This is a genomic window from Citrobacter amalonaticus, from assembly GCF_002918555.1.
Classification (GTDB): Bacteria; Pseudomonadota; Gammaproteobacteria; order Enterobacterales; family Enterobacteriaceae; genus Citrobacter_C; species Citrobacter_C amalonaticus_A.
In genome coordinates this window covers 20122-44025 of sequence record NZ_PQMB01000006.1, presented here as the reverse complement: position 1 = coordinate 44025, position 23904 = coordinate 20122, and the positions used below count along the sequence as shown (strand labels likewise).

The 23904-nt window shown below is 49.4% G+C and carries 34 protein-coding genes and 3 pseudogenes; 4 read left to right on the top strand and 33 right to left on the bottom strand.

Going from position 1 to position 23904, the window contains the following annotated elements; all coding sequences use genetic code 11:
* Positions 1-20: 20 nt before the first annotated feature.
* The 9 genes and pseudogenes from C3432_RS22860 to C3432_RS27755 form a co-directional block, all read right to left on the bottom strand.
* The gene (locus C3432_RS22860) at positions 21-974 is read right to left on the bottom strand and encodes a major capsid protein (protein WP_103779203.1); all 954 of its coding nucleotides are present in this window, start codon (positions 972-974) and stop codon (positions 21-23) included.
* Positions 975-984: 10 nt separating this feature from the next.
* Positions 985-1752, bottom strand: coding sequence for a hypothetical protein (locus C3432_RS22855; protein ID WP_047500739.1), 768 nt, complete (start codon positions 1750-1752; stop codon positions 985-987).
* An 81-nt stretch (positions 1753-1833) separates the two neighbouring features.
* The gene (locus C3432_RS27545) at positions 1834-2019 is read right to left on the bottom strand and encodes a hypothetical protein (protein WP_131346016.1); all 186 of its coding nucleotides are present in this window, start codon (positions 2017-2019) and stop codon (positions 1834-1836) included.
* Between the two features lie 617 nt (positions 2020-2636).
* A pseudogene (locus C3432_RS22850) lies at positions 2637-3716 on the bottom strand (phage minor head protein); the annotation flags it as partial.
* Entirely contained in the window at positions 3700-5100 is a 1401-nt protein-coding gene (locus C3432_RS22845) for a DUF4055 domain-containing protein (RefSeq protein WP_103779201.1), read from the bottom strand. The gene C3432_RS22845 and the pseudogene C3432_RS22850, both read right to left, overlap by 17 nt.
* Positions 5100-6407 carry a terminase large subunit domain-containing protein gene (locus C3432_RS22840; RefSeq protein WP_103779199.1) on the bottom strand — a complete coding sequence of 436 codons (1308 nt, stop codon included), beginning with the start codon at positions 6405-6407 and terminating at the stop codon, positions 5100-5102. Before C3432_RS22840 ends, C3432_RS22845 begins: the two co-directional genes overlap by 1 nt.
* Positions 6385-7371 carry a terminase small subunit gene (locus tag C3432_RS22835; protein ID WP_103779197.1) on the bottom strand — a complete coding sequence of 329 codons (987 nt, stop codon included), beginning with the start codon at positions 7369-7371 and terminating at the stop codon, positions 6385-6387. Before C3432_RS22835 ends, C3432_RS22840 begins: the two co-directional genes overlap by 23 nt.
* Positions 7372-7454: 83 nt before the next feature.
* Entirely contained in the window at positions 7455-7622 is a 168-nt protein-coding gene (locus C3432_RS27855; RefSeq protein WP_219816768.1) for a YnfU family zinc-binding protein, read from the bottom strand.
* A gap of 200 nt (positions 7623-7822) precedes the next feature.
* Positions 7823-7969, bottom strand: a complete 147-nt coding sequence (locus C3432_RS27755; RefSeq protein WP_181012970.1) for a hypothetical protein — start codon at positions 7967-7969, stop codon at positions 7823-7825.
* Between the two features lie 244 nt (positions 7970-8213).
* Here C3432_RS27755 and C3432_RS22830 point away from each other — a divergent pair, with 244 nt between their 5' ends.
* Positions 8214-8462, top strand: a complete 249-nt coding sequence (locus C3432_RS22830; RefSeq protein WP_047499049.1) for a hypothetical protein — start codon at positions 8214-8216, stop codon at positions 8460-8462.
* 161 nt (positions 8463-8623) lie between these two features.
* Here the strand turns inward: C3432_RS22830 and C3432_RS27750 are convergent, their stop codons facing one another.
* The 24 genes and pseudogenes from C3432_RS27750 to C3432_RS22720 form a co-directional block, all read right to left on the bottom strand.
* On the bottom strand, positions 8624-8761 hold the full coding sequence (locus tag C3432_RS27750) for a hypothetical protein (RefSeq protein ID WP_162835191.1): 138 nt from the start codon (positions 8759-8761) through the stop codon (positions 8624-8626).
* A 332-nt stretch (positions 8762-9093) separates the two neighbouring features.
* Complete coding sequence (locus C3432_RS22825) at positions 9094-9621, bottom strand: hypothetical protein (protein ID WP_103779569.1); 528 nt, start codon at positions 9619-9621, stop codon at positions 9094-9096.
* Between the two features lie 23 nt (positions 9622-9644).
* Positions 9645-10193 carry a lysozyme gene (locus C3432_RS22820; RefSeq protein WP_103779195.1) on the bottom strand — a complete coding sequence of 183 codons (549 nt, stop codon included), beginning with the start codon at positions 10191-10193 and terminating at the stop codon, positions 9645-9647.
* Positions 10165-10443: a phage holin gene (locus C3432_RS22815; protein ID WP_103779193.1), complete on the bottom strand. Its 279-nt coding sequence runs from the start codon at positions 10441-10443 to the stop codon at positions 10165-10167. The genes C3432_RS22820 and C3432_RS22815 overlap by 29 nt, the downstream gene beginning before the upstream one ends.
* 536 nt (positions 10444-10979) lie before the next feature.
* Positions 10980-11375: pseudogene (locus C3432_RS28135) on the bottom strand (type II toxin-antitoxin system HicB family antitoxin); the annotation flags it as partial.
* A gap of 49 nt (positions 11376-11424) precedes the next feature.
* Positions 11425-11601 carry a type II toxin-antitoxin system HicA family toxin gene (locus tag C3432_RS22805; protein WP_103779567.1) on the bottom strand — a complete coding sequence of 59 codons (177 nt, stop codon included), beginning with the start codon at positions 11599-11601 and terminating at the stop codon, positions 11425-11427.
* A gap of 234 nt (positions 11602-11835) precedes the next feature.
* Positions 11836-12645: an antitermination protein Q gene (locus C3432_RS22800; RefSeq protein WP_103779189.1), complete on the bottom strand. Its 810-nt coding sequence runs from the start codon at positions 12643-12645 to the stop codon at positions 11836-11838.
* A 5-nt stretch (positions 12646-12650) separates the two neighbouring features.
* The gene (locus C3432_RS22795; protein ID WP_103779188.1) at positions 12651-12782 is read right to left on the bottom strand and encodes a YlcG family protein; all 132 of its coding nucleotides are present in this window, start codon (positions 12780-12782) and stop codon (positions 12651-12653) included.
* Complete coding sequence (gene rusA, locus C3432_RS22790) at positions 12779-13141, bottom strand: crossover junction endodeoxyribonuclease RusA (RefSeq protein ID WP_103779186.1); 363 nt, start codon at positions 13139-13141, stop codon at positions 12779-12781. Before rusA ends, C3432_RS22795 begins: the two co-directional genes overlap by 4 nt.
* Positions 13138-13428 (bottom strand): DUF1364 domain-containing protein, encoded by a 291-nt coding sequence (locus tag C3432_RS22785; protein WP_103779184.1) that lies wholly within the window; start codon positions 13426-13428, stop codon positions 13138-13140. Before C3432_RS22785 ends, rusA begins: the two co-directional genes overlap by 4 nt.
* A gap of 2 nt (positions 13429-13430) precedes the next feature.
* Positions 13431-13637: a hypothetical protein gene (locus C3432_RS28130; protein ID WP_103779182.1), complete on the bottom strand. Its 207-nt coding sequence runs from the start codon at positions 13635-13637 to the stop codon at positions 13431-13433.
* Complete coding sequence (locus tag C3432_RS22775) at positions 13637-14239, bottom strand: DUF1367 family protein (protein ID WP_103779180.1); 603 nt, start codon at positions 14237-14239, stop codon at positions 13637-13639. Before C3432_RS22775 ends, C3432_RS28130 begins: the two co-directional genes overlap by 1 nt.
* A 34-nt stretch (positions 14240-14273) precedes the next feature.
* The gene (locus tag C3432_RS22770) at positions 14274-14522 is read right to left on the bottom strand and encodes a hypothetical protein (RefSeq protein ID WP_016066207.1); all 249 of its coding nucleotides are present in this window, start codon (positions 14520-14522) and stop codon (positions 14274-14276) included.
* A gap of 116 nt (positions 14523-14638) precedes the next feature.
* Entirely contained in the window at positions 14639-14872 is a 234-nt protein-coding gene (locus tag C3432_RS22765; RefSeq protein WP_103779178.1) for a DinI family protein, read from the bottom strand.
* A gap of 144 nt (positions 14873-15016) precedes the next feature.
* Positions 15017-16996: a DNA cytosine methyltransferase gene (locus tag C3432_RS22760; RefSeq protein WP_103779176.1), complete on the bottom strand. Its 1980-nt coding sequence runs from the start codon at positions 16994-16996 to the stop codon at positions 15017-15019.
* On the bottom strand, positions 16993-17250 hold the full coding sequence (locus C3432_RS22755; RefSeq protein ID WP_103779174.1) for a hypothetical protein: 258 nt from the start codon (positions 17248-17250) through the stop codon (positions 16993-16995). Before C3432_RS22755 ends, C3432_RS22760 begins: the two co-directional genes overlap by 4 nt.
* A gap of 26 nt (positions 17251-17276) precedes the next feature.
* Positions 17277-17561, bottom strand: a pseudogene (locus C3432_RS28250) (DUF550 domain-containing protein); the annotation flags it as partial.
* 446 nt (positions 17562-18007) lie between these two features.
* Positions 18008-18316 (bottom strand): DNA-binding protein, encoded by a 309-nt coding sequence (locus tag C3432_RS22745; protein ID WP_258041649.1) that lies wholly within the window; start codon positions 18314-18316, stop codon positions 18008-18010.
* Positions 18317-18328: 12 nt separating this feature from the next.
* Positions 18329-19024 (bottom strand): replication protein P, encoded by a 696-nt coding sequence (locus C3432_RS22740; RefSeq protein WP_103779563.1) that lies wholly within the window; start codon positions 19022-19024, stop codon positions 18329-18331.
* Complete coding sequence (locus C3432_RS22735) at positions 19021-20022, bottom strand: replication protein (protein WP_103779172.1); 1002 nt, start codon at positions 20020-20022, stop codon at positions 19021-19023. The genes C3432_RS22740 and C3432_RS22735 overlap by 4 nt, the downstream gene beginning before the upstream one ends.
* Before the next feature lie 226 nt (positions 20023-20248).
* Positions 20249-20398, bottom strand: a complete 150-nt coding sequence (locus C3432_RS27745; protein WP_181012969.1) for a hypothetical protein — start codon at positions 20396-20398, stop codon at positions 20249-20251.
* Positions 20395-20898 carry an HNH endonuclease signature motif containing protein gene (locus C3432_RS22730; RefSeq protein ID WP_103779170.1) on the bottom strand — a complete coding sequence of 168 codons (504 nt, stop codon included), beginning with the start codon at positions 20896-20898 and terminating at the stop codon, positions 20395-20397. The genes C3432_RS27745 and C3432_RS22730 overlap by 4 nt, the downstream gene beginning before the upstream one ends.
* Before the next feature lie 12 nt (positions 20899-20910).
* Positions 20911-21450 carry a toxin YdaT domain-containing protein gene (locus C3432_RS22725; protein ID WP_103779168.1) on the bottom strand — a complete coding sequence of 180 codons (540 nt, stop codon included), beginning with the start codon at positions 21448-21450 and terminating at the stop codon, positions 20911-20913.
* Between the two features lie 9 nt (positions 21451-21459).
* Complete coding sequence (locus C3432_RS22720) at positions 21460-21678, bottom strand: transcriptional regulator (RefSeq protein WP_103779166.1); 219 nt, start codon at positions 21676-21678, stop codon at positions 21460-21462.
* Positions 21679-21777: 99 nt separating this feature from the next.
* Between C3432_RS22720 and C3432_RS22715 the strand changes: the two genes are divergently transcribed.
* The 3 genes from C3432_RS22715 (at position 21778) to C3432_RS22705 (ending at position 23741) form a co-directional block, all read left to right on the top strand.
* Positions 21778-22170, top strand: a complete 393-nt coding sequence (locus C3432_RS22715; protein WP_103779164.1) for a helix-turn-helix domain-containing protein — start codon at positions 21778-21780, stop codon at positions 22168-22170.
* Positions 22171-22237: 67 nt separating this feature from the next.
* Positions 22238-22822, top strand: a complete 585-nt coding sequence (locus C3432_RS22710) for a DUF6932 family protein (RefSeq protein ID WP_219816767.1) — start codon at positions 22238-22240, stop codon at positions 22820-22822.
* A complete protein-coding gene (locus C3432_RS22705) occupies positions 22812-23741 on the top strand; it encodes a hypothetical protein (RefSeq protein ID WP_103779160.1) in 930 nt (309 codons plus the stop codon). Before C3432_RS22710 ends, C3432_RS22705 begins: the two co-directional genes overlap by 11 nt.
* The last annotated feature ends 163 nt before the right edge of the window (positions 23742-23904 follow it).

Here is a 23904-nt window from a genome sequence, read left to right as displayed (position 1 = left end):
AGTTTTATCCGCTGACAGGGTTACTCCCCCGCCGGGGCTTCCAGCTTGATCAGTACGCCAGCAGTGGATTTATTGCTGGTGAAATGTTTCTTCCAGTTCGCGCCAGTGCCGATTTTAGTCAAATCAGGGTTAGCGCCCTTCGTTTCATCCCAGCTGTAACCCAGAAGTTCAACGTTAACCGTACCCTCTGCGCGATAACCGATCGCAAGGTTTTCCTGGTTGTTGATATCGTAGGAACGGAAGCCCGGAGCCTGTGATTCCGTTACGGATACCGCGCCGGCCACCAGCCCCAGAATCGCATCAACAGGCATGGTGTCGGTTACCAGTACAGGCTTACCCAGTGTGCCTGGCTGTCCGCCATACACCACCACGCCAGCTTCTTCGTAGATTTTGTTGTCAATAGACTGATCAACAATGTCGAAATAGGTCGTGGAATGCATAACGAACAGTGCGACACGGTTAAATTTGTCGCCGTACTTACGCAGGCCGCGGGTCAGCGTTTTTTTGCCATCAGTGGCAATGTCTGCAGTTACCGTCATATCAGCGTTTGCGCCAATGGCTGCGACAAGTCCCTGAAGGGCATATTTGATATAACCTTCAAGCGTTGCGTCAGCGACGTCGACGCCAATCACCTCGGAGAATTCGCTAACATCGCGGCCACGACGTTTAAACGCTTCTTCGGTGGTTTCATATGGGCCGTATTTCCACGGCGCTTTAACGCTGACAGACTCACCGGCACCGATTTTTTTACCATTTACCGTTCCGGTGGAGTTAACGTCGCGTGATTCGATAGAGCCACCGACTTTATAGAAGGTGCGCTTACGGAAATCACCCTCGATTAGCTCGTTATCGAGAATGATTGCGCCATTTGAGGCGGCGTTGAAGACTTCCAGATTATCCTGGCGACGCTCAAGAAACGCAGTCTGCGCGAGGTCATCATAGATAATCAGGTCGCTGTTTACGGTCGTAGGCATTGATTAGTCCTTACTTAGGCAATTTGAGATAGGCCTGCTGGCCATGTTTGCGGATGTAGTCCGCTTTATCGCTTGAGCTCATTTCTGAACGTTTCAGGCTGCCACCGCCACCTGGCTTATGACCACCAGCCCCGGAGCCTTCAGCGCGCGGGAACAGATGCGGGGCAGTCTCTTTCAGAGATTCAGCCCACTCGACAGGGGTTAACGGAGTCTTACCGTCTTTTCCGAACAGAACATCGCCATTTGCATCAACAGCTACGGCCTCGCCATCATCGTTGAGCTGGAAAGTGCCTTTGGCACGAAGAATTAGATCGTCGGACGCTTCCGGCAAAGCTCCCGCCTTTAGCGCGGCACTGCGGATAGCATCACCGAGAACACGATCCCGGAATTTACTGGAGAACGCTTCAGCCTTTTCAGCGCGTTCATTCGCGGCTTTGATTTGCTTATCAACATCAGCGCGTAACCGTTCAGTGCGCTTATCCAGAACCTCATCAACTTTCCCGGCGGCGATCAGCTGCGCCTCTTCATCGTCGGAAAAACGCTGGAGAATGCCGCGTACAGCGTCCGGGTCGATACCATCAAAGCGGGAAAGGTTTTCTTTCTGCTGTTTAATGGTGCCCAGCAGTTCTCTATTTTTCGTTTTCAGGCCCGTGACTTCGCTGGTCACGCGCTCATCAATCATCTTCTGGATTTCAGGGGTGATTTCGATACCACCGCCAGCACCCTCACCATTGCCTTCAGGCGCACAATATTTCAGAAGCATATTTCGGATTAACATATTTTCCCCTCGGGATTTTGCCGGGCATCGCCCATAAAAAAGCCCCGGCAGATGCCAGGGCTATGTGTGTACGTTTAACGCTTAATCAGGGTTGTTTAACCGGGTGTAAACCGAGCCTATCAAGATGCCGATCATTCGGCCTTCCGGCGTGGTTTCTCCAGCCTCTTTGCAGATAGTGTCCAGTTGTTCGAGGATGTCATCAGGCAATGGGTCTGCGTGGGCCAGGTCTGATGCTTTTTTCAGGAACGGGAATTTTGTTTCAGCCACTGGAGGATCTCGGGATTAATAGTGTCAACATTGCCGCTCATATACGCCGACATAATTTCAGCGAAAAGCTCTTTCGGCGCTTCGGAAGCATAGGCGCTGATGGAGCGCCACCAGCCTTCATCATATGCGCTTTCTACCATGACACCAACATCAGTGCGTGAGTAATACAAATGATGACCTAACTCATGCCATACTGTCCCCTTTATAGATGGTGTGGCTACATAGGGAAGATCCGCAGGTGAAACATCCAGAACGCCCTGAGATATGGCTTTCACAAGATGCTCTCTCACCATCATCGTCATATCGACACCTTCACTGTTCTTCCTGATGTAATCCCATTCACTGCTATCCAGTGCCCAACCGGCAACATGCACTGTTCGTGTTGACGGTTCATAAGCACCGGCGGCAGATGCTGGTACCTCCAGCATGTCACCAAAAGCCGAAACGGGCTGTAGCCTGAATCGCTGTATAACATCAAATGCGGCCTGTGCCGCTTCTTTCGCTGAATCCAGGGAGACTCCATCAGGAAATCTCACCTTCTGCGCCACGCGGCCAGTCATCCATTTAGCCACTTCTTCAACCGAATTTGCTGAATCTAGATTTGTTTCCAGTACTGACCTCTCACGCAACTGCTCTAGCGTCAGCCATTCCCCCTTGTCAGTGAAGAACTCATCATATTTTATGACGCCATCGCGCATCATTTTCGCACGAGTCTCGCCAAGTATTTCTTTCTGCCGTGAAAATGGCTGCCGTTGTAGCCACTCAGAATAAGTGGTATCACCTGCAACCTGTCCGTCCATTGAGGCACGAGTACCTTCCGGTAATTCACGGACATCAATACCAAGTTCTTCAGCGGATTTGAGGATGTAGGTTTCGGTACTGCGGCAACAGAAGTGTAAGCGACCAGGCCCCTGCAGATAAGGCACCTTGTGCCCTATTGGTTTGTTATCCAGCGTGTACTTGAGGCGGTCGCGGATCCGACAATCCTTTGATGTCCGGTTATCCAAAGTAGACAACCACTGTTTACCCTTCAGAATGTCGTCGTTCGCCGCCGCAAAGCTATGTCTGGCTGTCGATGCAAGATGCCCTACTGCTGTTTTCGCAATGCTGGCTGCATTGGCTCGGCTCATCTGCAGCGCACCATCCTGGTAACCACGGTTAGCATGCCCACGGACCTTTTTTGCGATTTGCTCCTGCGTATCGCCAAGCAAAAATCCCTGCCGCACCGTATTGGATATACGCGCCATTCGATCGGCTTCGAGGTTGCTGGCCCATTCGCTTAGCAAACGCCCCTGGAATGGACGTCCCATCGCCGCGGCATAAACCGCATCAGGGGAAATACCCACCAGCGGATGAAGAGCCAGAACATCGTCGGGAATGGCAAACTGGAAGAGACTCATCTGAAAAGTGGCTTCGTGCTTCGCCAGTTCCTGTAGCTCGGTAGTAAGAGCAGCATGCATCGACTGAATGGCATCCTTGTTTATCGCCCTGACGCTTACCAGTAACGCTTCCAGACGCGAAACGGTAAAGCTCTCAGCATTCAGCGTATCAATAGCCACCAGCAGCCTGGCGGTAAGTTCGGCGTCGCTGTCATTCAGAATTTTTATCATCCTGTTGGCAACGCCGGTGCTGTAGCGACTAACCCATATTGCGTGGGCTAAGGATTCATCCTGCAGTTTGTCATTCGCCGTTGCCATTATTGCCACCAATCAGGTTAGGCGCGCCGTTACGAATGGCGTCAATGACGGTTTCAGGGTCATCAGCTGGATCTATCAGGTCAAGCTTCTGCAACGCTCTGACCATATCCGTGTCGCGAATCGCGCCGGACTGCCATGCATTGACGATTGCCGTTACCATACCGGATTCAGCGACTTTGGCGATGAACTCCTGATTGATGCTGTAACGGTATTCCTCGTCTTTAATACCGAGATATCTGGCACACCAGCCGAGTACCAGCGTATAGGCCTCAGAAACATTGGAAACGCAAATGCCGAGCACCGATGTAGATGCGGTTTGCTCACTGCTGGATTGCGTGGCGGTTTTAACCGCGCTGTTCTGCTCGATAAGCCTTGCGCCAAGCTGAACAGAATAATCACGCTTACTGTCCATCGCCTCTTTAGCCAGTGTATTTGGTTGCGCCTGGGCGTAGGTAAAACTCGCCTCCTTCGGCAGCAGAAAAGGTGAACGAGAACCGACACGGATTCCCTTATCCTGCAACCAGTCACGCCAGGCTGTATCAAGCCCGGAAATCACCGGTTGAACCTGACCACAGAAAAATACGCTGTCTTCGTAATCCGCAGAATTACGATAATGCCCAAGGTTGATTTCAACGAGGGCAGCTAAAGGCGACTCGTCGATGCTGGGATCGTTATTCTGTGCACCGACAAAGGTAAAGGGGATCTCATCCCAGAACTCCTCACCTTTTGGCTTCGGCTGATACTCAGAACTGATAACATAAGAACCAACATCATCTGACTTCCGCCAGACTCTGCAGATAAACTTTCCGTCCTCCAGGGCAAGTTCGCGATACTGGATTTCATCCTCGTATGCATAGCCATCTTCCTTTTCCATACATTCGCGTAAAACCACCAGCACCAGTTGATCGCGCCCATTAATGCGTTTGGTGCGCCAGTTAATGATACTCTCCGCCTGGTAGCGAAGGATGATCGCCTCGTCGGTTTCAGCGGCATAATCCGTATACAACCCCTCGCGCGCGGCTTCCAGTATATTTTCTGTAACTTGCTGGGACTGCTGATAAATACTGGCGCCAGCACCATCAGCGTTATCACGAAGGTAATTCAGCTTATCCGGCGCGGTCATGGTCGGGTCTTTACGGAACGCCAGTCCCAATAAACCAACCTTTGTATTGCCCGTTATCGCGTAGAAAACTGCACGCTGAATGTAATCGGCATTGCGCTTTTTGTTGCGTGCAGACTTATCGGACGGGTCCAGAAAAGGGAGGTAATCATTCCCGGCGGCCTTTACAGCATCAGCCCCTTTGCACACGTCACGTATTTTTTTCCACACAGGCAGCGCCGCCCTGACCTCAGGGCGAACGTAAGTAATATCGTTATTGGCCATCAGAATGTTGTGTCCAGTGAAATAGAGAATGCAGGTCGAACGATTGGGAATTGCTTCACAATGAAGTAACCGGCGCCATCATTGGGGTGATCGTTATCGCTCTTTTTATCCGGCTCGCCGTTTTTATCCCACACCTGTTGTTCCAGACAGTCGGCGTAGACCGGGCAGCGGGACACGTTCACCTTGTATCGGCGATCGCCATTACCATTGCAGAACATGGCGTTCATGGAGTTGATGCGGTCCTTTACTGGCGGGTTAGCATCATCAACGATGACGTTAAATCCAGCCTGTCGCAGTTGCTCAATATCTGTTTTGCTGGCGTTGTTTGACTTCCTGGAGTCGCCAGAGGCATCAGGATAAATATATATTTCCCGGACCTTGCGATAATCACCATCGGCATACAGCCAGAAACGCTCCTTGATGATGCGAATAATGTCGGGAGTATCGTAAGCGTTGATAATCTCTGTTACCGCGTGCGGTAATCCGAGTCGCAATACGTGGACGATCCCGGCCATCTTCCCGACGTTGAAGTCCATCCCGATATAGAGCGATTCACCCGGCAGCTCTTCTTCGCTGGAGTTATTCAGCACCCTGTCGAACTGGTGATAAATGGTGCCGCTGGTCAGGTTAGTAAACTGGCCGTTCAAATACGCCTTGATCAACTCCGGCGGGTAACTTGCCAGGAGCGAAGGAATATAGTCATCCGGCAGGTTCTTTTCGTTGTCGAATGTCGAGGCCTGCACAAGACCATACATCGGCCTCAGCTCAGGTTTATCCCTTACCGCCTTAACAAACTGGTTGTAGACGAACTTAAATCCTTCAGGTGTTGTGGTCACGTCAATGCCGTTACGCAGACCATCAACTTTATAACGCATACGCGCGATTATTTTCCGCCACGCCTGACGTGCCTTATCCGCTTTAAGAACGTCGAGTTCATCCACCAGCGCATTGCCGATTTTAAAGCCGACTATCGTGTCTGGCTTTTCCATCGACCGACAAATTGTCGTGCCGCGGTACCGCCGCCCCTCGTAGAAGTGAACCTCTTTGTTCCCCTCGTTGATTTTGACGCTCAGGCCCCAATCGAAGGCCACCTCTTCAATAGTTGGGTAAAAGATGTCACGTATCTGTGGGTAAGTCGGCGCGAAGTAACCCTGGTTAATCTTCGGATGCTCCCACATCCCTTTGCAGATGCCGCCGCAACCAACCCATGTTTTACCGGAACCGAACCCGGCAACGTAGGCTTTGAACTTGTGCTTCATCGCGAGGAAGCGCGCCTGCGGGATGTTAAGTGTCGGGCTGATCCCCATCGTCCGCCCTCGCATCTACTACGTTGATATTGATTTGAACAGGTGTAGGTTCATCATCCTCGCCATCGCCGGCCAATTCTTTACGGAGTTTTTCCACTTCCAGTTGCCGGCGCTCGATTTCAATCTGTTGAAGTCGCTGCGCAAATTCACTATCTGCCAGGCCGAGGCGCTTCATGACGGCTTCAAACATCCGTTCGCGGCTTATCGCGGTAATTTCAACGCCGTGCTTGCCAAGCTTAACGCCGGAATATGCCAGCGCTGCCGTAGCTGACAACTTGCGTGTATCGGCAAAAAACGGCTGGCCTACTCCATCTCCATTGCAACGGGGACATTCAGGGTTTGGTTCCTGCGTATGGTCATATCCATATCCGCCTACGTCCTCAGGCTCGCGACGTTTGCGTTCAACCGCTTCGAGTCGCTCCTCTTCATACTCAACAGCATCACGCCATTGATAGTGATGACCAAAGCCCCAGCAATAGCGGCAGGCACCACGGCGATACTGTGATAACTGGTTGGCATCGAAAGTGGCGAGTTGCCACATCTGCGAGAGGACTTCATCGGCGCTGCTAAGCGTGCGCGCAATAGAGGCTTTCTGCTGCTGCGCAATGGCCTGCGCAACGTTAGGATTTGTTATGAGCTGACGGCCATAGTTTGGGTCACTATAACCAGCACGTGCAGCTGCTGCCGTGGCGTTCTGGTCATTCAGATATTCAGCAATGAAGCGCTTTACCTTCGGGCTGAGTTTGCTGTTAACCAGTTCCTCTGCACTTTTTTCTTTCTGCGCAGTGCGCAATTTCTTCTGCGCAGGTTTTTGCGCAGTCTGTGCAGTTGGCTTTTTAATGTAGCGCCGCGCAGATGTATAATTCAGTCCCTGCGCTTCACACCAGTCTTTGGGGGAAATACCGGATTTAGCATGCTCGGCGAGGAACTGGTGTTGCAGTGCTCCCCAGTCCGGTTTTGCCATGAGATAATCCTGTTTGATGTGCGTTTGCAATGTGCATAAAAAAGCCCCGCAATTGCGAGGCCTGGGTTTATTTCTCTCACGAACTACTTGTTGTGAATGACAAATAACGATTTACATTTAGGACAAAGCAACGCTTGTTGCTGTCGTACTTTCGTAGTCGACTGTGTGGAATTATGCCCACATATCGGACACATAACAGTCATGCTGGCTACAAGGCCAACGCGACGCATTGCGTTATCAAAATATGACATGATGGTTAACCTTTAAATGAGTATGGTTTACAATATCACAACCAGTTCGTTTATTAACCAACTATTCTCGTATATTTGACATTACTTCGATTTATTATAGTCATGCATGTCTACAGCAATACCAGTCATACCCTGAATCAGCCCGAAAATTAGTTATGAAGATTATTATCTTTTGCACCGTAATTGTAACAGCACCATCATTAGGCTCTGGAGCAATTATCGGGATTTTTCACAACCCAGTCACCTTTCCCGTCCTGTACAACCTCAATAAATTCATCAGCATGGGAATATGAACCGCCTTCACCTTCCGACTCATTTAACGAATGTAACCATTCATCTTGTGTCACGATTTTTCCTGTTACAGTACTACGCAAAAAAACAGTCATAACTATTTAGCCGGTAATTTAAGGAATCGATGCACTTAGATTATAGGTTAGATATCACATAGCATATCTCCGATAGCTCCTGAAAATATAGCAAATAAAATTATTAGAACATTTTAATATATATCAAATCATTATCAGCGTTTCCCATATGCATTTATTCTAACTGCTATACTTTATAGATCGCTAATTATTGGAGATTTAGTTTATGTTTGGTATAAAAAAAGATAAAAACCATATTATTCATGGTGAGCTGGAGGAAAGTTATGGTGAGGCTCTGGAGTCACCTGACCATAAATTTAATGATACAGCAAGAAAATACGCATCCAGAGCAGGGGATGCAGTGCGAACAAGTACAGATAACATCAAGAGTCAGATAGAGTCCAATCCAATAACGTGCGTCGCCGTAGCTGCGACCACCGCATTTATAATTGGTTTTTTGATTGGGCGGCGTTAAATAATAAATGGCTCATACCGAGCCATTTAAACCGTAGAGCACTTAAGTAGCAAAAATAAACAACATTGCTTATTTTTTAAATTTCATTTATACGAAGTTCTAATCGAATCATCAACACATAAAAAAACCGCCTAGATTACGACGGTTTATTATGATGCGTATCATTTAGGAAAATCCCTTTCAATTTCGGGATTATCTGGCTCTGAGGGTTCTCCGTCATCTGGATAAATAGGTTTATCTTCTCCAGGGAAGGGTAAATCTTCAGGCATCGGATCAACTATATCAGGACGGTCTGTCATAAAACCACCTTTAAATTACTAAGAAGACAACAAAGCATTATGTTTACTTTTGTGTTTTTTTCGTTTTATTCTTTTCCTCATCATCATTTTTTCTATCCTTGTTCTTAGATTGATCAGGAGATATGTTCATTGAGTAAAAATTCATGGGAAACTCCAATTTATTCTCCAGCAAGTCGCTGTAGTTATAGTATAGTTAAAAAAAACCATAAAAATTAACGAGGCGGTTATTATTTTGCGCAAACACATCCATGTCATTAATTAATTAGAAATTAAAAAACCATACTTACAATTAATTTACATAATTCTATAGAGCGAGATTATTTTTATGTTTTCTAATTACCCGCATCGCTTCCAACCTCCCTCTGCCTTTTTATCTCTTCAATTTCTCTAATCCCTGCAAGTTGGTTGTTTGCCTTCTCTATCGCTGCAAGAAGAGGTTTAATCCAGAGTACGGCCTGGCAGTACGTCAGCGCGCGGGAGGCAACGGGACTATCACCGGCTGCATCAGCGTTCCCGGTATCGGTGTGCATTGCGCTGGAACGTAAACGGTACGTGTATTCGAGCAGCCCACCAGCGACATCAGCAGGAACAGGCAGATCGCATGTTTTTTCACGTCGGAGGATCTCCCGGTATTCGATAACAGTTTTGTCGGAACTAGCATCAATAAGTGAGTTAAGTCGACTGGCGTTTTCGGCCACTTGGTTAAACCGGTTGAAGTTGAAAGCCTGAGTGGTTATTACCGTCGCCTGCAGGGCGTTGTCACTGCGCAGCACCAAGTTATCACTCTCAGATGTGGTCAGCGCGGCATTACTGCGGGTCAGCAGCACACAAAGCACCGCGATGAAGATGATAGCTACCATCCCAACAACAACGACGCTTCTGTTCACTGGTCTATCCCCCAGCACGTCAACGCGCTTTCCTGGTCGCGTCGCTCTACCTGACCATAGCAACCATTTTTCTGGCCTTTGGTCAGACGACAGTCGCGGCCCCCATCTTTAATCCACCAGCGGATTGCTTCACAGGCTCCTTTACGGTCGCCAGCGTTAATGCGCTTGTAAAACGTTGATGGGAAACATTTTCCGGGGCCGATGTTGTAAGGGCAAAACGAAGCGATGCCTGCTTTCTGCGGTTCTGTCAGTGGTACTTTGATATTGCGTTCCACCCAGGCCAAAGCCTTATCCCGCTCGATGGCGTTGACCTGATCGCATTTCGCCTGTGTAAGCTTCATGCCCTGCACTACCTGCTTACCATCAACCATTGTGGCGCCACGGCAGATAGTCCAGATCCCACCGCCATCTCGGTATGCTGTCTGGCTGTTACCTTCTTTCTCATCCAGGAACTGATCTAATAAAACCGGGGCCGATGCACCAGCGGCAATAAGTGCCAGCATAGCCGCGCTGAGTTTATTTCTGGTTGCCGTAGACATTGCCATTAAGCCGGTCCTCCCTTTCCTTGCGCCGGTAATACCAGTTCACTGCGCAGGTAATAACAGTGCATGCGATACCGACAATAATTGCCCAGTCGCTCAGGCTTAATCCTGCAATTCTGTCGGCCAACATCCAGGACACCTCTTTTGCTGTTTTAGCTGTTTCGGCGTATGCCTTCGCTGATACACCGCAGCCGGTCAGCGTGGTGCCTGTTCCATATGAAAGTCTGCTGTAAATGGTGCTCATTCTGGTCATAGCCTCACCTCCGATTCTTCGGATGGCGCTGTGTGAGATTAAAAGGGGTCAGGCTGCTCGGGCCGTGATTTATCAACAGAGCACGCAGCGGATGATTCCCGTGAGCCTGAAAATTTAAAAGGCCGCGACAAGCGGGCAATATGGGGGTAAGGCAATGTCGACTCGATGGCCTAAAGGTTCCAGACAGAAGGCATAAAAAAGGCCGGCCGAAGCAAGCCTTTTGCATGAGAGTAGCTTTATTTAATTAGACAGTTCGCAGCAAGATGAGATACCTCAGCAACGATGCTCATCACTGGCTGTTTACTTAGAGTCACGAGTTCAGGAATATCACTTCCCACCTGAATAAAATCCTTAATCACGATGAAGCTGGATTCTGGATACTCGTTTGCAACGACCACACCGGAATATAAATAAACCGCTTTCGGGTTGGTGATAGGTGAGGCAGCAAAGTAGACTACCTCCCCTCTTTTCAGCATCACAGAAAGCTGATCATCGGCATCCTTCACCTGGTAAACATCAAGCTGAACAAATGAGCTTAAGGTCAAAGGCTTGTTCATGGTAGCCATCGCCTGCCTGATAGTATCGATTTTCGTCGTGTGGTTCAGGTCAAACAGGCGTGTGATTTCCTGCTTCTTGATCCCCATGCGAGACGCCAGCTCTACACGGGTAATTCCCGATTCAACGAAGGCATTCAGCATAAGAACCTTTGCTGCAAAGCTTGATGGCACTTCAACGAACTCATCGACTACCGGACCAGGCTCAGGAATTCGCTCGTTATCTTCGAAGTAAAACTCGAATGCTGTAACGAGCGCATCCAGTGCGTTGGCCAGCGCCTCTTCCCGCGTATCGCCCTGAGTTAATGCCTCGGGCACATCAGGGAATGAAACTACATATCCGCCACTGTCGGGTGTTAAAGTTACTGGATATCGCATATCGTACTGATGAAGCTTTCCGAGTAACCAGCCACGAAGGGCTGGTTTATTATTTGAGGCCTAATTGTTTAAGTATCGCCTTTCTCAGTGGTTCTTTTATCTCATCGCCGGGATGTCTTGGCATTACGCTTCGCTTCCCGTTGTATCTTAGTTTCAGATGGTTAGTACCGTTTGAAACTTCGACCCCCTGAGATTCAAGCCACCGCCTGAACTCGTTTTGCTTCACCATTCCTCCATTCTGTTGAACATGGGATTATAGTAAACATTTATGCCTACCGCGTCAACATTTTTGCTTACTACATGGAGGTGAATACGAAAAAGCCCCGCACGATGGCGAGGCTTATAATTTTGTTGCTTCGGAACGATTGAACGGATTCCCAGCGTTAGAGCCGATACTAGCCGAGAATTCCGTAAACTACAATATCTTTTTTCTCTAAAATTTACCTTTTGTGGAAAAAAACTACCGAGTAACAGATTTCAATGCACTGTCTGCATATCCCTCCTGTCTGTGACACTCTTCCACCAGCAATTCAAAAAACGGCTGTATGTGATCATATGCCGTGGTTTTCTTCACATCCCATACAGTGCGGACACCCTCCAGGACACTGGCGAACTTCAGCCGGGCGTAACCTCTTCCGCTGCAGCGGTCGCACACCTTCATAACCGGCACGCCCTGCAACTCCGTTTCCTTCTTGTCCAGTACCTTCCCTTTTCCATGGCAGCGACACGCATTGCTGATAACACCTTTGCCGTTACAGGCCGAACATAAAACGCGTGCTGTTTCCCGAACAGATTTCCATTCTTCCCAATAGGAAGGGCAAACCCCCTTCGTGATTTTTGCCCATTTAGGCGGTTTCCCATCCGGGTACTGAACTTTATTTGTGAAAATATCCGCCTCGGTAAAGCCGTCCCCATCGCAACAGTCGCATCTGCGAACGCTTGCCGCACTACGGGCGTAATCCTGATAAGCAAAAGCGCACAGTATTTCGAGAACTCGTTGGCGTAACCCTTCATCGAGTTCAGTAACTGGTCTGAAATGTCGTGATATCTCAACGGCTGAACCATATAGAGCCTCCATTGCCCGATCCGGGCTGCTGATGCCAATTTTTGCCAGGTAAAGATCGAAACCAAATCTGCACTTAGTATTAACGAGGCCAAGAGCGGCCATCACATCAGTACCAGTGAGATTGTCTGTAGCTGTTGCTCGTGAGGAATCACTGAACATCGGGGATTTCGGTGCAAAGTATTTTGCGATTGATTCGAGGTTCATCGTGTTTATCCAGCATAAGTTTTCAGGTAATTTTTCAGTATTCGGTAGTCCGTCAGTACAGAGCCGGGAAAATGGTATAAGCGCAATCGCTGCCAGCGAACGCGGAGGTGATCGGTAAAGTAGGACTCGAAAGTCATGCGGACTCCAGCTCGGTGATGGTCAACTCAAGTTTGCCGCCTTTGACGATCGGCATTCTCTTCACGCTGTAGTAATCAACCTGTTGGTCGTCGCGCCAGAAACCGGATTTCGTCAGAGCGTCGAACGCAGCTTTTTGCAGGTTGTCAAGGTCACGGCGGCGGCGGTCCGGCATGTAGCACTCGATGCGGATTTTCACCGGCATAGTCAGGCCGATATCCAACATTGAGTCTTTGATGATTCTGGCGACGCTGTCGCGATACGCCTGCCCCTCTGGGCTGATATGCGTGCGCCCACGATTGTGGCGGTAGTAACGGTTATTGCTCGGCGGCCAGGGTAATGAAATGTGGTATTGGTTCATGACTTCACGAGCCCCTCTTTCAGCCAGATAACCTGCGTGCGAGCCATACCTTCCAGCGCGCACTCCTTTGCATAGTCCGCATCCACCAGGTGCGTCCGGCGGTCTATTTCGTCGTGACAGGCCGAACACGCAATGGTGGCAATCAGGTCAGGTGGTTTAATTCCGGTACCGCATAACCCAGCCAGGCGAATATGCGCCAGTACAGACGTTTCCGGGTTACCGTTGCAGATGCCGGGGATCCGTACCTGACATTCCCGGCCACGCGCAGCTTTTCGAAGATTAGCCATGTTCACCCCCAGACTTTTTGTCGGAAAGTTCTCGGCGTCCGTGCCAGACGTCCGCACTCTGGCAATTTCACGCTGACCGTCCAGGTAAGGAAATCAGGGTTGAGGCTTTTTTCGGTCCTGATACCGCGAGCCCGATAATCTGCAATCAGGCGATCTGCCTGCTCGTTGGTACATTCCGTGTGGTGAAAATATGAATATTTCATCGCCATCACCCCGCAAAGCTCATAAGCTGCGCAGCGGCGTTTTCCGCTTCTCGCTGGTTCTTGAATGCCCGCGATAATACCCAGCGCCACAGAACATCGAGCGCGGCTTTGTACAGTTGCTGGAACTCGGTTTCGTCCATGTTGGCGAAAGCTATGCTGCGGGGGTGTTTACGAAGAGTTCCGTCAGGCAATTGAATTGCGTCGTAGTGGCCGGCCTCGACAATTACCCATGCACGGTACGCATCAAAGGATTTACACAGGCTGATCCCATTGGTAATTCGGCGACTGGCTACCTGCTCCAGATACTGCTCGGCAGCATCCAGCAGTGCGCCTTCGTTTCCACCAAATGCCGCGAGGAATTTAGCGTACCCGGTCACCAATTTACGTTCGTTGGAAGAGATCGCCCCGCCAGTAGGTTCCCAGTATTCGAAACCGAGATTGAGTAATGCGAAGAATCGGCGATGGAATGCGGGGTTCCTCACCTGACGAAATTCGGCTACCAGCACGGCACCGAGTTTGATTTTTGATTGCAGAATATCGCTGGTCTCCGGCGTAGCGGGGATCAGGATTCCTGAAGACTGCTTGATGAGTTGTAGTTCGTGCGCCATGGTTTCTCTCCGTGGCGCAGTAGGTTACGGTTGTTCAGACCGTTGATTTCATATTATCAGAAGGTGGTGTTACCCGGTAGCCGAGACGTCGGATAAATTGCATAAAGCCATTGGGAGTAAAGACTTCTTCATCATCCAGTAACGGCCGCATAGAAACCATGCCATTGACGCGATAGATTAGATGCCTGCCCGATGAAGGAAAGCTAAACACCACGCAGCCGTCAGACCGTCTTACTATGTCATACCAGTTGTCTTCTGACGTTTGCAAAGCTGAATCACTCACACTCTGTTCTCCCTTCGAGCGACGTACAGACGCGATTAAAGATTGTCGGCAGCAGCATAAAAGGGATACGCAAATTGCGATATTCTGAAAAATGCGCGCCAGCCTTAAGCGCAATATTAATAAAACCAGTCGTCGGCGCTTTCCCATGTTTCCTGCAGGATTTCTTCGATTTTCTTTTTGTCGTCCTTGTCACCCCCAAACACACTTAAACCATCGGAGCCTGCACGTCGTATGCTCAGGCTGCAGTTCTCATACTGATTGCCCAACCTTTTCAGCAATTCTTTCTCCAATGCTGGTACCGCACCTTTAGGAAGTTCTTTCATGCGATCAATGGTTAATTCGACTTTCATAATGGCCTCCACCGCACATACTGTATATTTGTACAGTACACCTAAGTATTGAAATGATCAATGATTTAAGAGCACAAATTGTTAATTCATGTCAGTATTGATTAAAAATAACCCGTCGTAGAGGTTTGAATTAACAGTGTTTTATTAAGCAGCAATCCCTCTCTGCTGACAAAGTTCAGGTAAATTAGCCCGCACTAATGCTTCTGCAAATGGCGGCGGAACAGCATTACCACATCGCGCAACCTGCTTGTCCTTAGCGTACTTCTGCCCCCGATAATCCCGATCGATGATGTACCATTCAGGGAAGCCCTGGGCCTTGTAAAGCTCATGCGGTTGCAACATGCGCATGCCAATATCAACGATTCGATAAGTAATACCGTCAATCTCCACCAGTCCGTCGCATTCCTCACCGCAGTATTCCCGCAGGAACTCCAGCGTCTGCTGCGCGCGGTGCTCGTCGTACTCATCGACCGCAAGTGTAGTTTTCACCACCCCTACATGCTGACCACCAGCGGTTATCGTCGGCAGCGGCTGGTCAGTCTTCTGACCGTCTTTGCAGAATCCGCGCAGATGGACAAGATGAGATGTCACAACAGCATGGTGATCAACAGCCGTTACCGAATGTATTGGTTCATCCATCCCGACGCCTGATCCTGAGTAGTTACCGCCGTAGTGCTTCGCCAGAAAAGCGCTGGTCACCGCAAATTTGTTACCACCTGCAGTTACTGTCCCCAGCGGCTTTTCGAGTTGCAGCACGCGAGGTTCCTGCCCGGGGCGTTCGCCATAACCCATCTGGATCAAAGTGGGTGTTACAAGTTGAGATTTGCCGCCACCGCCAGCGGTGATGGTTGCGCTCGGTTCATCTGCCCGGTGTCCGACGCTGGCCCCGAACTGGCGGGCTATCACTGGCGCAACAAGACAGGCGCGGGATTGCTTCAGAATGGTGTGAGCAGGTTTATCCAGCGGGCGCGGTTTAGCCTGGTACTCGCTACCGCCGTTGCCAGCTAGGAAAGGAGTTAGGGCAGCCTCCACAATGCCTAAAGCATGACCATTCCCTCCCGGACGCTGTGAGGTACCGGCGGTGATTGTCGGAACGGGTTCGGTGACTACGTGCCCGGTTGCACCGGTACGAAATTTTGTAAGATGTGGTACTGCGATTGCGTAACCATGCTTTTTCGTGATCGTCTGCAGCGGTTCTTCCAGTGACTGCCCACGGAAACAGTCATAACTTGAACGACTACTGGTGTGGTTGCACTTCACGATAAACGGCGATGCGCTGTCGATAACGAAACGCTGGATCCCGCGAGCTATACGTTTGAGTGTGTTCTCAGCCAATGATTTTTTGCGGTCGAAGATCGACGGCGCGGGAATGGACCAGTCAATACACTCCGCAGCTGTTCGCCACGGAGCCAGTTTTCCAGCCTGTACCGCTGGTGATTTAGGATCCCCGTGTGTTGGTTCCGGCCAAACTATCGGTTTCCCGTCACAACGCATAACCATGAAAAATCTTTTCCGGATTGTCGGTGCGCCGTAGTCGCAGGCCCGCAACTCTCGATATTCCACGACATAACCAAGACCTCTTACCAAACGCGCGGCGTCTTCACTGTCAAGTGTAATACCCAGGAATTCGCAGCACTCCACCAGCGCCGGGTGATCCGCAGAAATGCCGGTAGTCAGCATGCCGATAAATGCCTCAAAGGTTTCACCTGTGCGGGCCGGATCCGGTCGCATTTCACCAGCCAGCAATGGGCCCCACGTTTTAAACCCCTCGACGTTCTCCAGCTTCATCACCCGGGGCTTAACATCCAGCCCCCAGCGCAGAACTACCCAGGCCAGACCACGAATCGCTTTTTCTACAGGCTTCGCACCTTTGGCTTTCGAGAAATGGCGACAATCCGGAGAAAACCACGCCAGCGCCACCGGACGACCTGCGGTAGCTATCTTTGGTCGAACCTCATATACAGACTCGCAGTAGTGCAGAGTGTCTGGATGGTTCGTCGTGTGCATCGCCACAGCGTTCTCGTCGTGGTTGATTGCAATATCAACACTGCGACCGATCGCCATTTCAATACCGGTTGACGCACCGCCACCACCAGCAAAATTATCAACAATGATTTCTCTCACTCGTATTTCCCCATCACGCATGCCAGCGAACGGGCCGCGGCGATAATTGACGGTACCGGCATATTCTCCAGCCACATGCGGTTGATGTGATGTTTCAGGCGGCGTTGGTGATGTGCCGGGAGCTCCCCGAAACTTTCAACCTGGCTGTAGACCATTTCCACTTCGTCTGGCCAGACGGTTTCCTCAACATCCACCAGCAACATACTTTCCAGTTCGACGATACGCTTCGTGGCGTATTCCAGTTGCGGGTCCATCACTTGTCCTCCTGGTACTGATCCGCTTTGATGTGCAGCCGCGGCTCACCGTCTTTCGGTTCAGGCCACTGGCGCGTTTTGTTTATCGCCAGTTTTTCAATCATTGCTCTGGTGATGAAGTAGTCAGAAATTCCCATGCGGCGTTGAGCATCCCATAGCAGGAACTGCATATCAGCCCACTCCAGCGAGTCGGACGGGTCTGCTGCTGCCTCAAGAGCTTCTTTCGAGAGGTGTTTCAGTGGACCTACTGGACCGACATCGCCGAACGTCTTATCTGACCACTCAGCGTGCTCGCGGCGTACCCGTTCCCGCAACTTGTAATTCTCCGTTACAGGTTCGGCTTTACTCTGAAGCATGGCGGCTCCTTGGCGTAATTCATTATCTGCAGCAACCAACGCATCATGCAGTTCAATAGCACCGCATGTGCGTAACTCGGCATCTTCATAGCTGATATCCAGCCTTTCCATAACGCAGTCGGTATCCAGATAATCAGAGGATTCGCTCAGGGCGCTCCTGATAGCACGCGCCCGCACTTCAGCCAGGAAAGCGTCGGTTGCTGGGGTTTTTGCATACACTGAATCCACCGTTTGCAGTAGTTCGGTTGCGTCCTCCATTGCGCCACGCCAGTCCATGCGGCCGCCGCTATGCTCAAGAATCGAAACTGCCAACGCACGGATGAATACGTGGCGCTCACGCGCATGGCTGTTCTCAGCAGCCAGCGCAGCGCACTTAGCCTCAAGTTCTTCGTATGTTGGTTTCATGCCTGTACTCTCCGTTCGAAATAGACATACTGGTTAATTGCGCTGAGCGGCATTTCCAGCTTTTCGGCAATATCCCGACGTTTCACGCCTTCGCGGTGCAACTCCCTCGCCAGTTCAACATCATGCTGGCGGTGCCGGGCTGACTGATGGTGATCACCGCGCAGATACAGCTTGATGCCCTGCTCACGTGCTTTAGTGCGTACAGCAGCGCCAGTTCTGCCAATAAGTCGACCAATGTTTTCTACCGTCATGGTCCCGGCGCATTGCCGAATGATCATGATTTCAGCTCTGTTCCACTTGTTCATATTTCCCACCTTTCAAATTAATCCGGCGTCTTTGCGTTGTTTGTACTGAGCCATCAGCATCTCTGCTGGTGTTGGGCCAGTAGCTGCTTTCGGCGCTGCAAGTGCGCGACGGATTGGCGGTACCGGCTTACCGGACAGTGCTCGCTTTTCCCAGTCATGCAGGATGTCACCAGCGGTTCGGATAAGTTCCTTCTCACTGAACTGTCCCTCTGTTCCACGACGGCGAAGCTCCAGGCAGACGTGGTAATACAGCGGGTTTTTATCCTTCCATGGAAACTGCTCACTGGTCGGATAGCGAAAAACAAGTTTCCGCCAGCGCCAGTATTCGCTCATGATGTCGTCCACACTGACCCCCAGCGCACCACTCCCCTCACGGCACCACGAAATAAACTGACCCGGCGACGGCCAGAACGGTGACTGGCTGGATCTGGCTTTCTGCATTCCGGCAGAAAGCTGCTCACGGGAGGTGATACCTGACTCAGCGAAAGCGGCAATCCATTGCTGCTTTGCAACTCGAATATCAGCGTCAGTACGTAGGTTCGTCTGAGTGGATGCCGGAAATACCTGCATGAGGTTTTCAAAAAGCATATCCACCTGTTCTTCAGCGTCAGTGTTAACAACTTTTCTGTCGTCATAAGAATCGCCAGCCATGCGCGATAGCATTTCGCTGTCGCGATTCTGAATCGCACGATAAAGATCCGGGGTCATATAAATTTCTCCCATGCTTTAGCACTGTTCCAGTGCGGGCCAGTTTCGGATTTGTTTGCGCTGACATCTGCGCGTGGCTTGCGGGTAGGGTCTTCGCGGTGAAGGGTTAACGTGTCCCACTTGGCGCGGAGCTTTGCGGGGGAGAGAATATTTTTGTACCAGAACGAGTCTTTGCATGCCCATCGGAACAGTTCACAAATCTCTTTGTGGGTGCGTCCGTCCAGTTGGCGCATCAGGCGTATATCATTCGCCCAGCCAGCCATGTTCGGTTTTTTCAGGGATGGTTTGGTGATCTGGCGCAGCGCCAGCATCCACTCTGCACAACGGAGATCGTCAGATGTCCCCCATTTGTCACCTTTCGGAGTCTGGACAGCTGCATCAGGAACAATTTTTGAAATTCTCTGACGTACATTAAATACGTTAGTATTTAATATTACTTCTTGTTCATGATTCTCGGGCTTAAGCGCGGCCTTATGCTCGGGGTTATGCTTGGCATCCACTCCCGAAGCCTCGCCATTACTGGGTTCGTTATGCGCGGGGCTATGCTCGCTGTTATGCGCGGCGTTATGCGCGGGTAAATCGTCCATTTTTTGAGCGTAATGCGCGAAATTTGTGATGGTAATTACAGTGCCTTTTCTCTTCTCACCAGCGGTTGAAATCATCCCTTCTTTCACGAAAAGAGACAGCATTCGATCCACTGCATGACGGCTTGTTGGCTCCCCATTTCGGTCGCATAATTTCAGCCCGAGATCTGCCGACGTGGTCACCAGTTGTCCGGTTTGTAATGGCCACTGCCGGCCTTTAAAGTTTGCCGTGTAGGGCTGGCGGGCGGCGCCCAGCAGAAGGTTCTCCCATAGTGTGCGCAGGAAGACATCTTTAGCCCAGGGCTTCTTCAGTACACTCCGGTACAACGGGATGAATCCGGTCTTCTGGTTCTCCATCCGGTTGCTCCTGACGGCGGTACGCGCCGCAAAATCGGCGTAGGCGACATTCGACATAGCTATGCCTCCCTTGCCTGGTATTTTGAAAAACTCTTTGTCATAATGACCTCGCAATGAGTACGCAACGAATTGCACCCGAAGGCCGTCTGTGCTGGAACACAGCGGTCTTCACCCTTTTCTGAACAGTCCTTGCTGACCACCACGTTTAGCGCGTTTCGATTCAAACCGATCCGCCGGCAACGTTTGTTTCTCAGCCCATAACTTCGCGTAACGTAAAACATCATCAAAAATCCTCCCTTTGCGACTTGCCTGAGACATGCGCTTGTACATATCGACAGCCTGAAATGCCCCCCCCCTGCGCCACTGCCGCAGTAAAGCCCTGCCGGACCAGTTCTTCCCGAACGTGCTTTTCGATAAAATCTTCCCAACTCATACCCCCTCCAGTTTTGGACAGAACTCGCCGTATTCTTTGCGCCTAAAGTCTGTTGCAACTTCAATCGCCTGCTCCTTGTTTTCGAAATATCCAAGGCTTATTAACCTGCCGTTTTTAAATCCACTCGCCTGCCATTTACCGTATGGTTGGTTCCAGTAAACACCTCTGGCTCCGCTCTGGTTTTTCTGGTCTTTCCTGTTACGGGAATTTTCCAGTGCCGAAGCTGGTCGAAGATTACAAATTCGGTTATCAGCCCTATCGCCGTTGATGTGATCAATTAACTGGTTACCTATTTCGCCGTAGGTGAAAATCCATGCCAGGCGATGGGCACCGTATGCTTTTCCTTCGATGCGAATTTTTATGTACCCAGATGACTCAAGACACCCGGCAACCTGACCGATTTTGATTCTTCCGTTTGAACTTACTTTCCAGTGAAACTCACCCGTTTCAGCGTTGTATTGAAGGTATTCGCGCACCTTCTGCTGGCTAATGTGGTTCATTGCTGTTTCCCCTCACATCGCACCCAGCATCATCTGCACCATCTCGATCAGCGGGCCAGTTAAACCCGGGTCAACGCGGTACATCTCCACGATCCCCTCGCTCAACTCTTTCAGCTTCTGATGACGTGGAGCATTCATCGCGACGGCAATCTTCGCTTCGCTGGTTTCTTTCTCCAGCCGAGCCAGACGGGCCATTACGTTGTCTTCGGGTAGCAGGCGATTGCGGAACTCGAGTGGAAGAACAGTAAGTATTGCCGGAGTCAGCTGGCGAACATTTTCGCGGTACCGTTCGCTGTTGAAATGGTTGTCCAGGAAGCGGAAAAGCTTCTGACGCTGTCGGCTGAGGTCATCAGGGAAAGTGATCTCGTCTCCCCCTTGCGCCTGGTACGCTTCGATGATCAGAGCAGAAACGACATCCTGACCATCTACACCCGCCCATGAGCGAACGGCATCACGAATATCTTCGTGACATGGTCCCTTATATGTTTGAGCGCGATTTATCATTCCCCCTCGAGGAATGTCGCTATCATTTTGATAAGTAAGTGTCTGCATATAAAGCTCCTACTTTGGTAAACCGTCAGTGGGATTGGGGTAGAGATCTGGGCGCAGTTCGTGGGGGGTCACTCCAGTAGCGCTGTAAATTGGAAGTACCCGATCAGCAGGAACCACGCCTTGATAACGATTCCGCCAATGACTGATGGTCATTGCGCTTACTTCCAGTAGTTCGGCTAACCGGGATGCGGTTCCTGCTCTAGTAATGGCTTTATCAATTGCTTTCATATTTGACTCCAGTGGCAATTATTGAATTAAACAAAATGTTTATTCACATGTCAACATTTTGAATATTGAGCTAATAAACTTTTGGTTTAGAATTATGTTATGAAAGAAAAAACTCATCAGATTAATCACCCACAAGTGCAGAGGCTTAACGAGATCCTCGAACTTAAGAATTTGACCAAGTCAGACATGGCCCGCATTTGCGGAGTCAGTGCTCAGTCGGTCAATAATTGGTTCGTACGTGGCACAATTGGGAAAAGCTCAGCGATAAAACTGGCAGATGCGCTTGGGGTGAGTCTTGAGTGGGTTCTTGGCCAAGAGGTCGACGAGAAGAACGGATTAAAGTCCGACGAAAGGAGATTGCTCGAACTCTATCGTCAGCTTCCGGGCGATGAAGAAAAGCAGAATTTCCTCAGGGTGCTGTCTTTACGCCTAAAAGAGCTGGATGCTATGTACGAGAAGTACATGAAGGGTCGGATTACAAAATTAGAATAAATCAATAAAATTCAACGGATTGAAATAAAAATATTATCAATTTTAAAATGATTACAAAGGATCGCCATTGACTACATTGACCACCCCACTGTGGAATTCGATGGGAGTGATTCCGCCAATAGACGAGGCTGACCCTACCAGCCATGCTCGCTCTCCATACGTAATGGACATAGTGAATTTTGTTAATATGTTTGCTCTCACAGCAACACGAAGAAAGATTCTCAAAGGTTTTTTGGCATACCGGACATGCTTGAGCCAGGTTGGACTAACAGATGGATTTCAGTGGGTTGACGGGAGTTTCACAGAAAATATAGAACTTACTGAGCGACGCTCGCCCAATGATGTAGATGTTGTTACTTTTTTCAAGTTCCTCCCGGGTGACGATGACTCATCTGTAATAAATCGAAATCCCGAGTTGTTTGATCATGATTTTGTTAAAAAAAATTACCAAGTAGATTCGTACTATGAGGGGCTTGACGCTCCGGGTCACTATCTTGTCGATAGAACTGTATATTGGTACAGTATGTGGGCACATAAACGTGATTTATCATGGAAGGGATTTATTCAAATCCCATTAAACCCGCAACTTGATGTTGTTGCGTTAACTATACTTAATGCAAGTAATGCTGAGGAGGCAAACAATGAATCGTAACGATTATATGTTCGCACTCAGTGAACGCGAACAACTAAGCAACCTATTGAAAAGCACGCCCGAAAGCTCTTCTATTAGCAGAAGAAGTTTAGAAACTCGTCTTAAGAAAGTTGAGAGTATAATTTCAGAAGCAAACCTCTTGAAACACGAGCCGACCAATGCAGTTCTCACATTCAAAGGCCCTACAGTAATGGGGACCCATGGCATTTCTGCATCATTCGGCACAAAAGCACTATCATTTTTCAATGATGCAATAGCGTACGTTGCTAGCGCATTCAATGGTCCACTACCTTCATCAGGAAAAATACCAAACATTGAAAACAATCATTTAATGATTACATCTGCGGCCAGGGGCTCTTTTGGCTTTGTGTTAGAGGAATTCAGACCAGATGCACCTCTCTATTTTGATGAGCAAACTCCTGTATCAAAGGCCTTAGAAAAGACCCAACAAATTTTACAAGCCAGCTTAGATGGTGATAATGAAAAACTATCCGATGCCCTTGAAGATCTTGATCAAAGAGCATTAGATAAAATCAGAGGGTTTATTCATTATCTATATGAAAATAAAACTGTTTTTACTCTAAAAAACAACAACTATAGTATCTCTTTCCGAGAGCCAAAGCAGCTTGAAAATACGTATAAGCTATTAGGAAGTGACAACATAAAACAGGAGATTATCGAGGCAGATATTTTCTTCTTAGGTACTCTACCAAATAAACGCCAATGCGAGTTTATCGAACTAGGTTGTACCGAGATAAAAACCGCAAAAATTGACAGGTCTATTGAGGATCCGAACGTTATCAATAGACACTTAGGCGTGAAGGCTAAAGCTACATTTTCTAAAAAGACTATCGGCGAAGGAAGACCGAGATTCACTCTTATCAAACTACCTGAATGGACAAAAAACGCTCAAGATTGATATTGTAATAGTTATCACATCGCCGCCTCTGCCCCAATCCCAGCCTCAGAGCTGGGATTTTTTTGCTTAAAATCTGCGGAATACGCGCAGCAGCCTCTGAATTTAAACAATATGTTTATACCAAAATACTCATTTTGTTGACATGCTTTTAAACTTTGTGTTT

What these genes read in the sequence shown, in the direction of transcription:
- C3432_RS22860 (WP_103779203.1), bottom strand. Translation starts at nt 974, where the DNA reads ATGCCTACGACCGTAAACAGCGACCTGATTATCTATGATGACCTCGCG.
- C3432_RS22855 (WP_047500739.1), bottom strand. Translation starts at nt 1,752, where the DNA reads ATGTTAATCCGAAATATGCTTCTGAAATATTGTGCGCCTGAAGGCAAT.
- C3432_RS22845 (WP_103779201.1), bottom strand. Translation starts at nt 5,100, where the DNA reads ATGGCCAATAACGATATTACTTACGTTCGCCCTGAGGTCAGGGCGGCG.
- C3432_RS22840 (WP_103779199.1), bottom strand. Translation starts at nt 6,407, where the DNA reads ATGGGGATCAGCCCGACACTTAACATCCCGCAGGCGCGCTTCCTCGCG.
- C3432_RS22835 (WP_103779197.1), bottom strand. Translation starts at nt 7,371, where the DNA reads ATGGCAAAACCGGACTGGGGAGCACTGCAACACCAGTTCCTCGCCGAG.
- C3432_RS27855 (WP_219816768.1), bottom strand. Translation starts at nt 7,622, where the DNA reads ATGTCATATTTTGATAACGCAATGCGTCGCGTTGGCCTTGTAGCCAGC.
- C3432_RS22830 (WP_047499049.1), top strand. Translation starts at nt 8,214, where the DNA reads ATGTTTGGTATAAAAAAAGATAAAAACCATATTATTCATGGTGAGCTG.
- C3432_RS27750 (WP_162835191.1), bottom strand. Translation starts at nt 8,761, where the DNA reads ATGACAGACCGTCCTGATATAGTTGATCCGATGCCTGAAGATTTACCC.
- C3432_RS22825 (WP_103779569.1), bottom strand. Translation starts at nt 9,621, where the DNA reads ATGGTAGCTATCATCTTCATCGCGGTGCTTTGTGTGCTGCTGACCCGC.
- C3432_RS22820 (WP_103779195.1), bottom strand. Translation starts at nt 10,193, where the DNA reads ATGGCAATGTCTACGGCAACCAGAAATAAACTCAGCGCGGCTATGCTG.
- C3432_RS22815 (WP_103779193.1), bottom strand. Translation starts at nt 10,443, where the DNA reads ATGACCAGAATGAGCACCATTTACAGCAGACTTTCATATGGAACAGGC.
- C3432_RS22800 (WP_103779189.1), bottom strand. Translation starts at nt 12,645, where the DNA reads ATGAACCTCGAATCAATCGCAAAATACTTTGCACCGAAATCCCCGATG.
- C3432_RS22795 (WP_103779188.1), bottom strand. Translation starts at nt 12,782, where the DNA reads ATGACTTTCGAGTCCTACTTTACCGATCACCTCCGCGTTCGCTGGCAG.
- rusA (WP_103779186.1), bottom strand. Translation starts at nt 13,141, where the DNA reads ATGAACCAATACCACATTTCATTACCCTGGCCGCCGAGCAATAACCGT.
- C3432_RS22785 (WP_103779184.1), bottom strand. Translation starts at nt 13,428, where the DNA reads ATGGCTAATCTTCGAAAAGCTGCGCGTGGCCGGGAATGTCAGGTACGG.
- C3432_RS28130 (WP_103779182.1), bottom strand. Translation starts at nt 13,637, where the DNA reads ATGGCGATGAAATATTCATATTTTCACCACACGGAATGTACCAACGAG.
- C3432_RS22775 (WP_103779180.1), bottom strand. Translation starts at nt 14,239, where the DNA reads ATGGCGCACGAACTACAACTCATCAAGCAGTCTTCAGGAATCCTGATC.
- C3432_RS22765 (WP_103779178.1), bottom strand. Translation starts at nt 14,872, where the DNA reads ATGAAAGTCGAATTAACCATTGATCGCATGAAAGAACTTCCTAAAGGT.
- C3432_RS22755 (WP_103779174.1), bottom strand. Translation starts at nt 17,250, where the DNA reads ATGGACCCGCAACTGGAATACGCCACGAAGCGTATCGTCGAACTGGAA.
- C3432_RS22745 (WP_258041649.1), bottom strand. Translation starts at nt 18,316, where the DNA reads ATGAACAAGTGGAACAGAGCTGAAATCATGATCATTCGGCAATGCGCC.
- C3432_RS22740 (WP_103779563.1), bottom strand. Translation starts at nt 19,024, where the DNA reads ATGACCCCGGATCTTTATCGTGCGATTCAGAATCGCGACAGCGAAATG.
- C3432_RS22735 (WP_103779172.1), bottom strand. Translation starts at nt 20,022, where the DNA reads ATGTCGAATGTCGCCTACGCCGATTTTGCGGCGCGTACCGCCGTCAGG.
- C3432_RS27745 (WP_181012969.1), bottom strand. Translation starts at nt 20,398, where the DNA reads ATGAGTTGGGAAGATTTTATCGAAAAGCACGTTCGGGAAGAACTGGTC.
- C3432_RS22730 (WP_103779170.1), bottom strand. Translation starts at nt 20,898, where the DNA reads ATGAACCACATTAGCCAGCAGAAGGTGCGCGAATACCTTCAATACAAC.
- C3432_RS22725 (WP_103779168.1), bottom strand. Translation starts at nt 21,450, where the DNA reads ATGCAGACACTTACTTATCAAAATGATAGCGACATTCCTCGAGGGGGA.
- C3432_RS22720 (WP_103779166.1), bottom strand. Translation starts at nt 21,678, where the DNA reads ATGAAAGCAATTGATAAAGCCATTACTAGAGCAGGAACCGCATCCCGG.
- C3432_RS22715 (WP_103779164.1), top strand. Translation starts at nt 21,778, where the DNA reads ATGAAAGAAAAAACTCATCAGATTAATCACCCACAAGTGCAGAGGCTT.
- C3432_RS22705 (WP_103779160.1), top strand. Translation starts at nt 22,812, where the DNA reads ATGAATCGTAACGATTATATGTTCGCACTCAGTGAACGCGAACAACTA.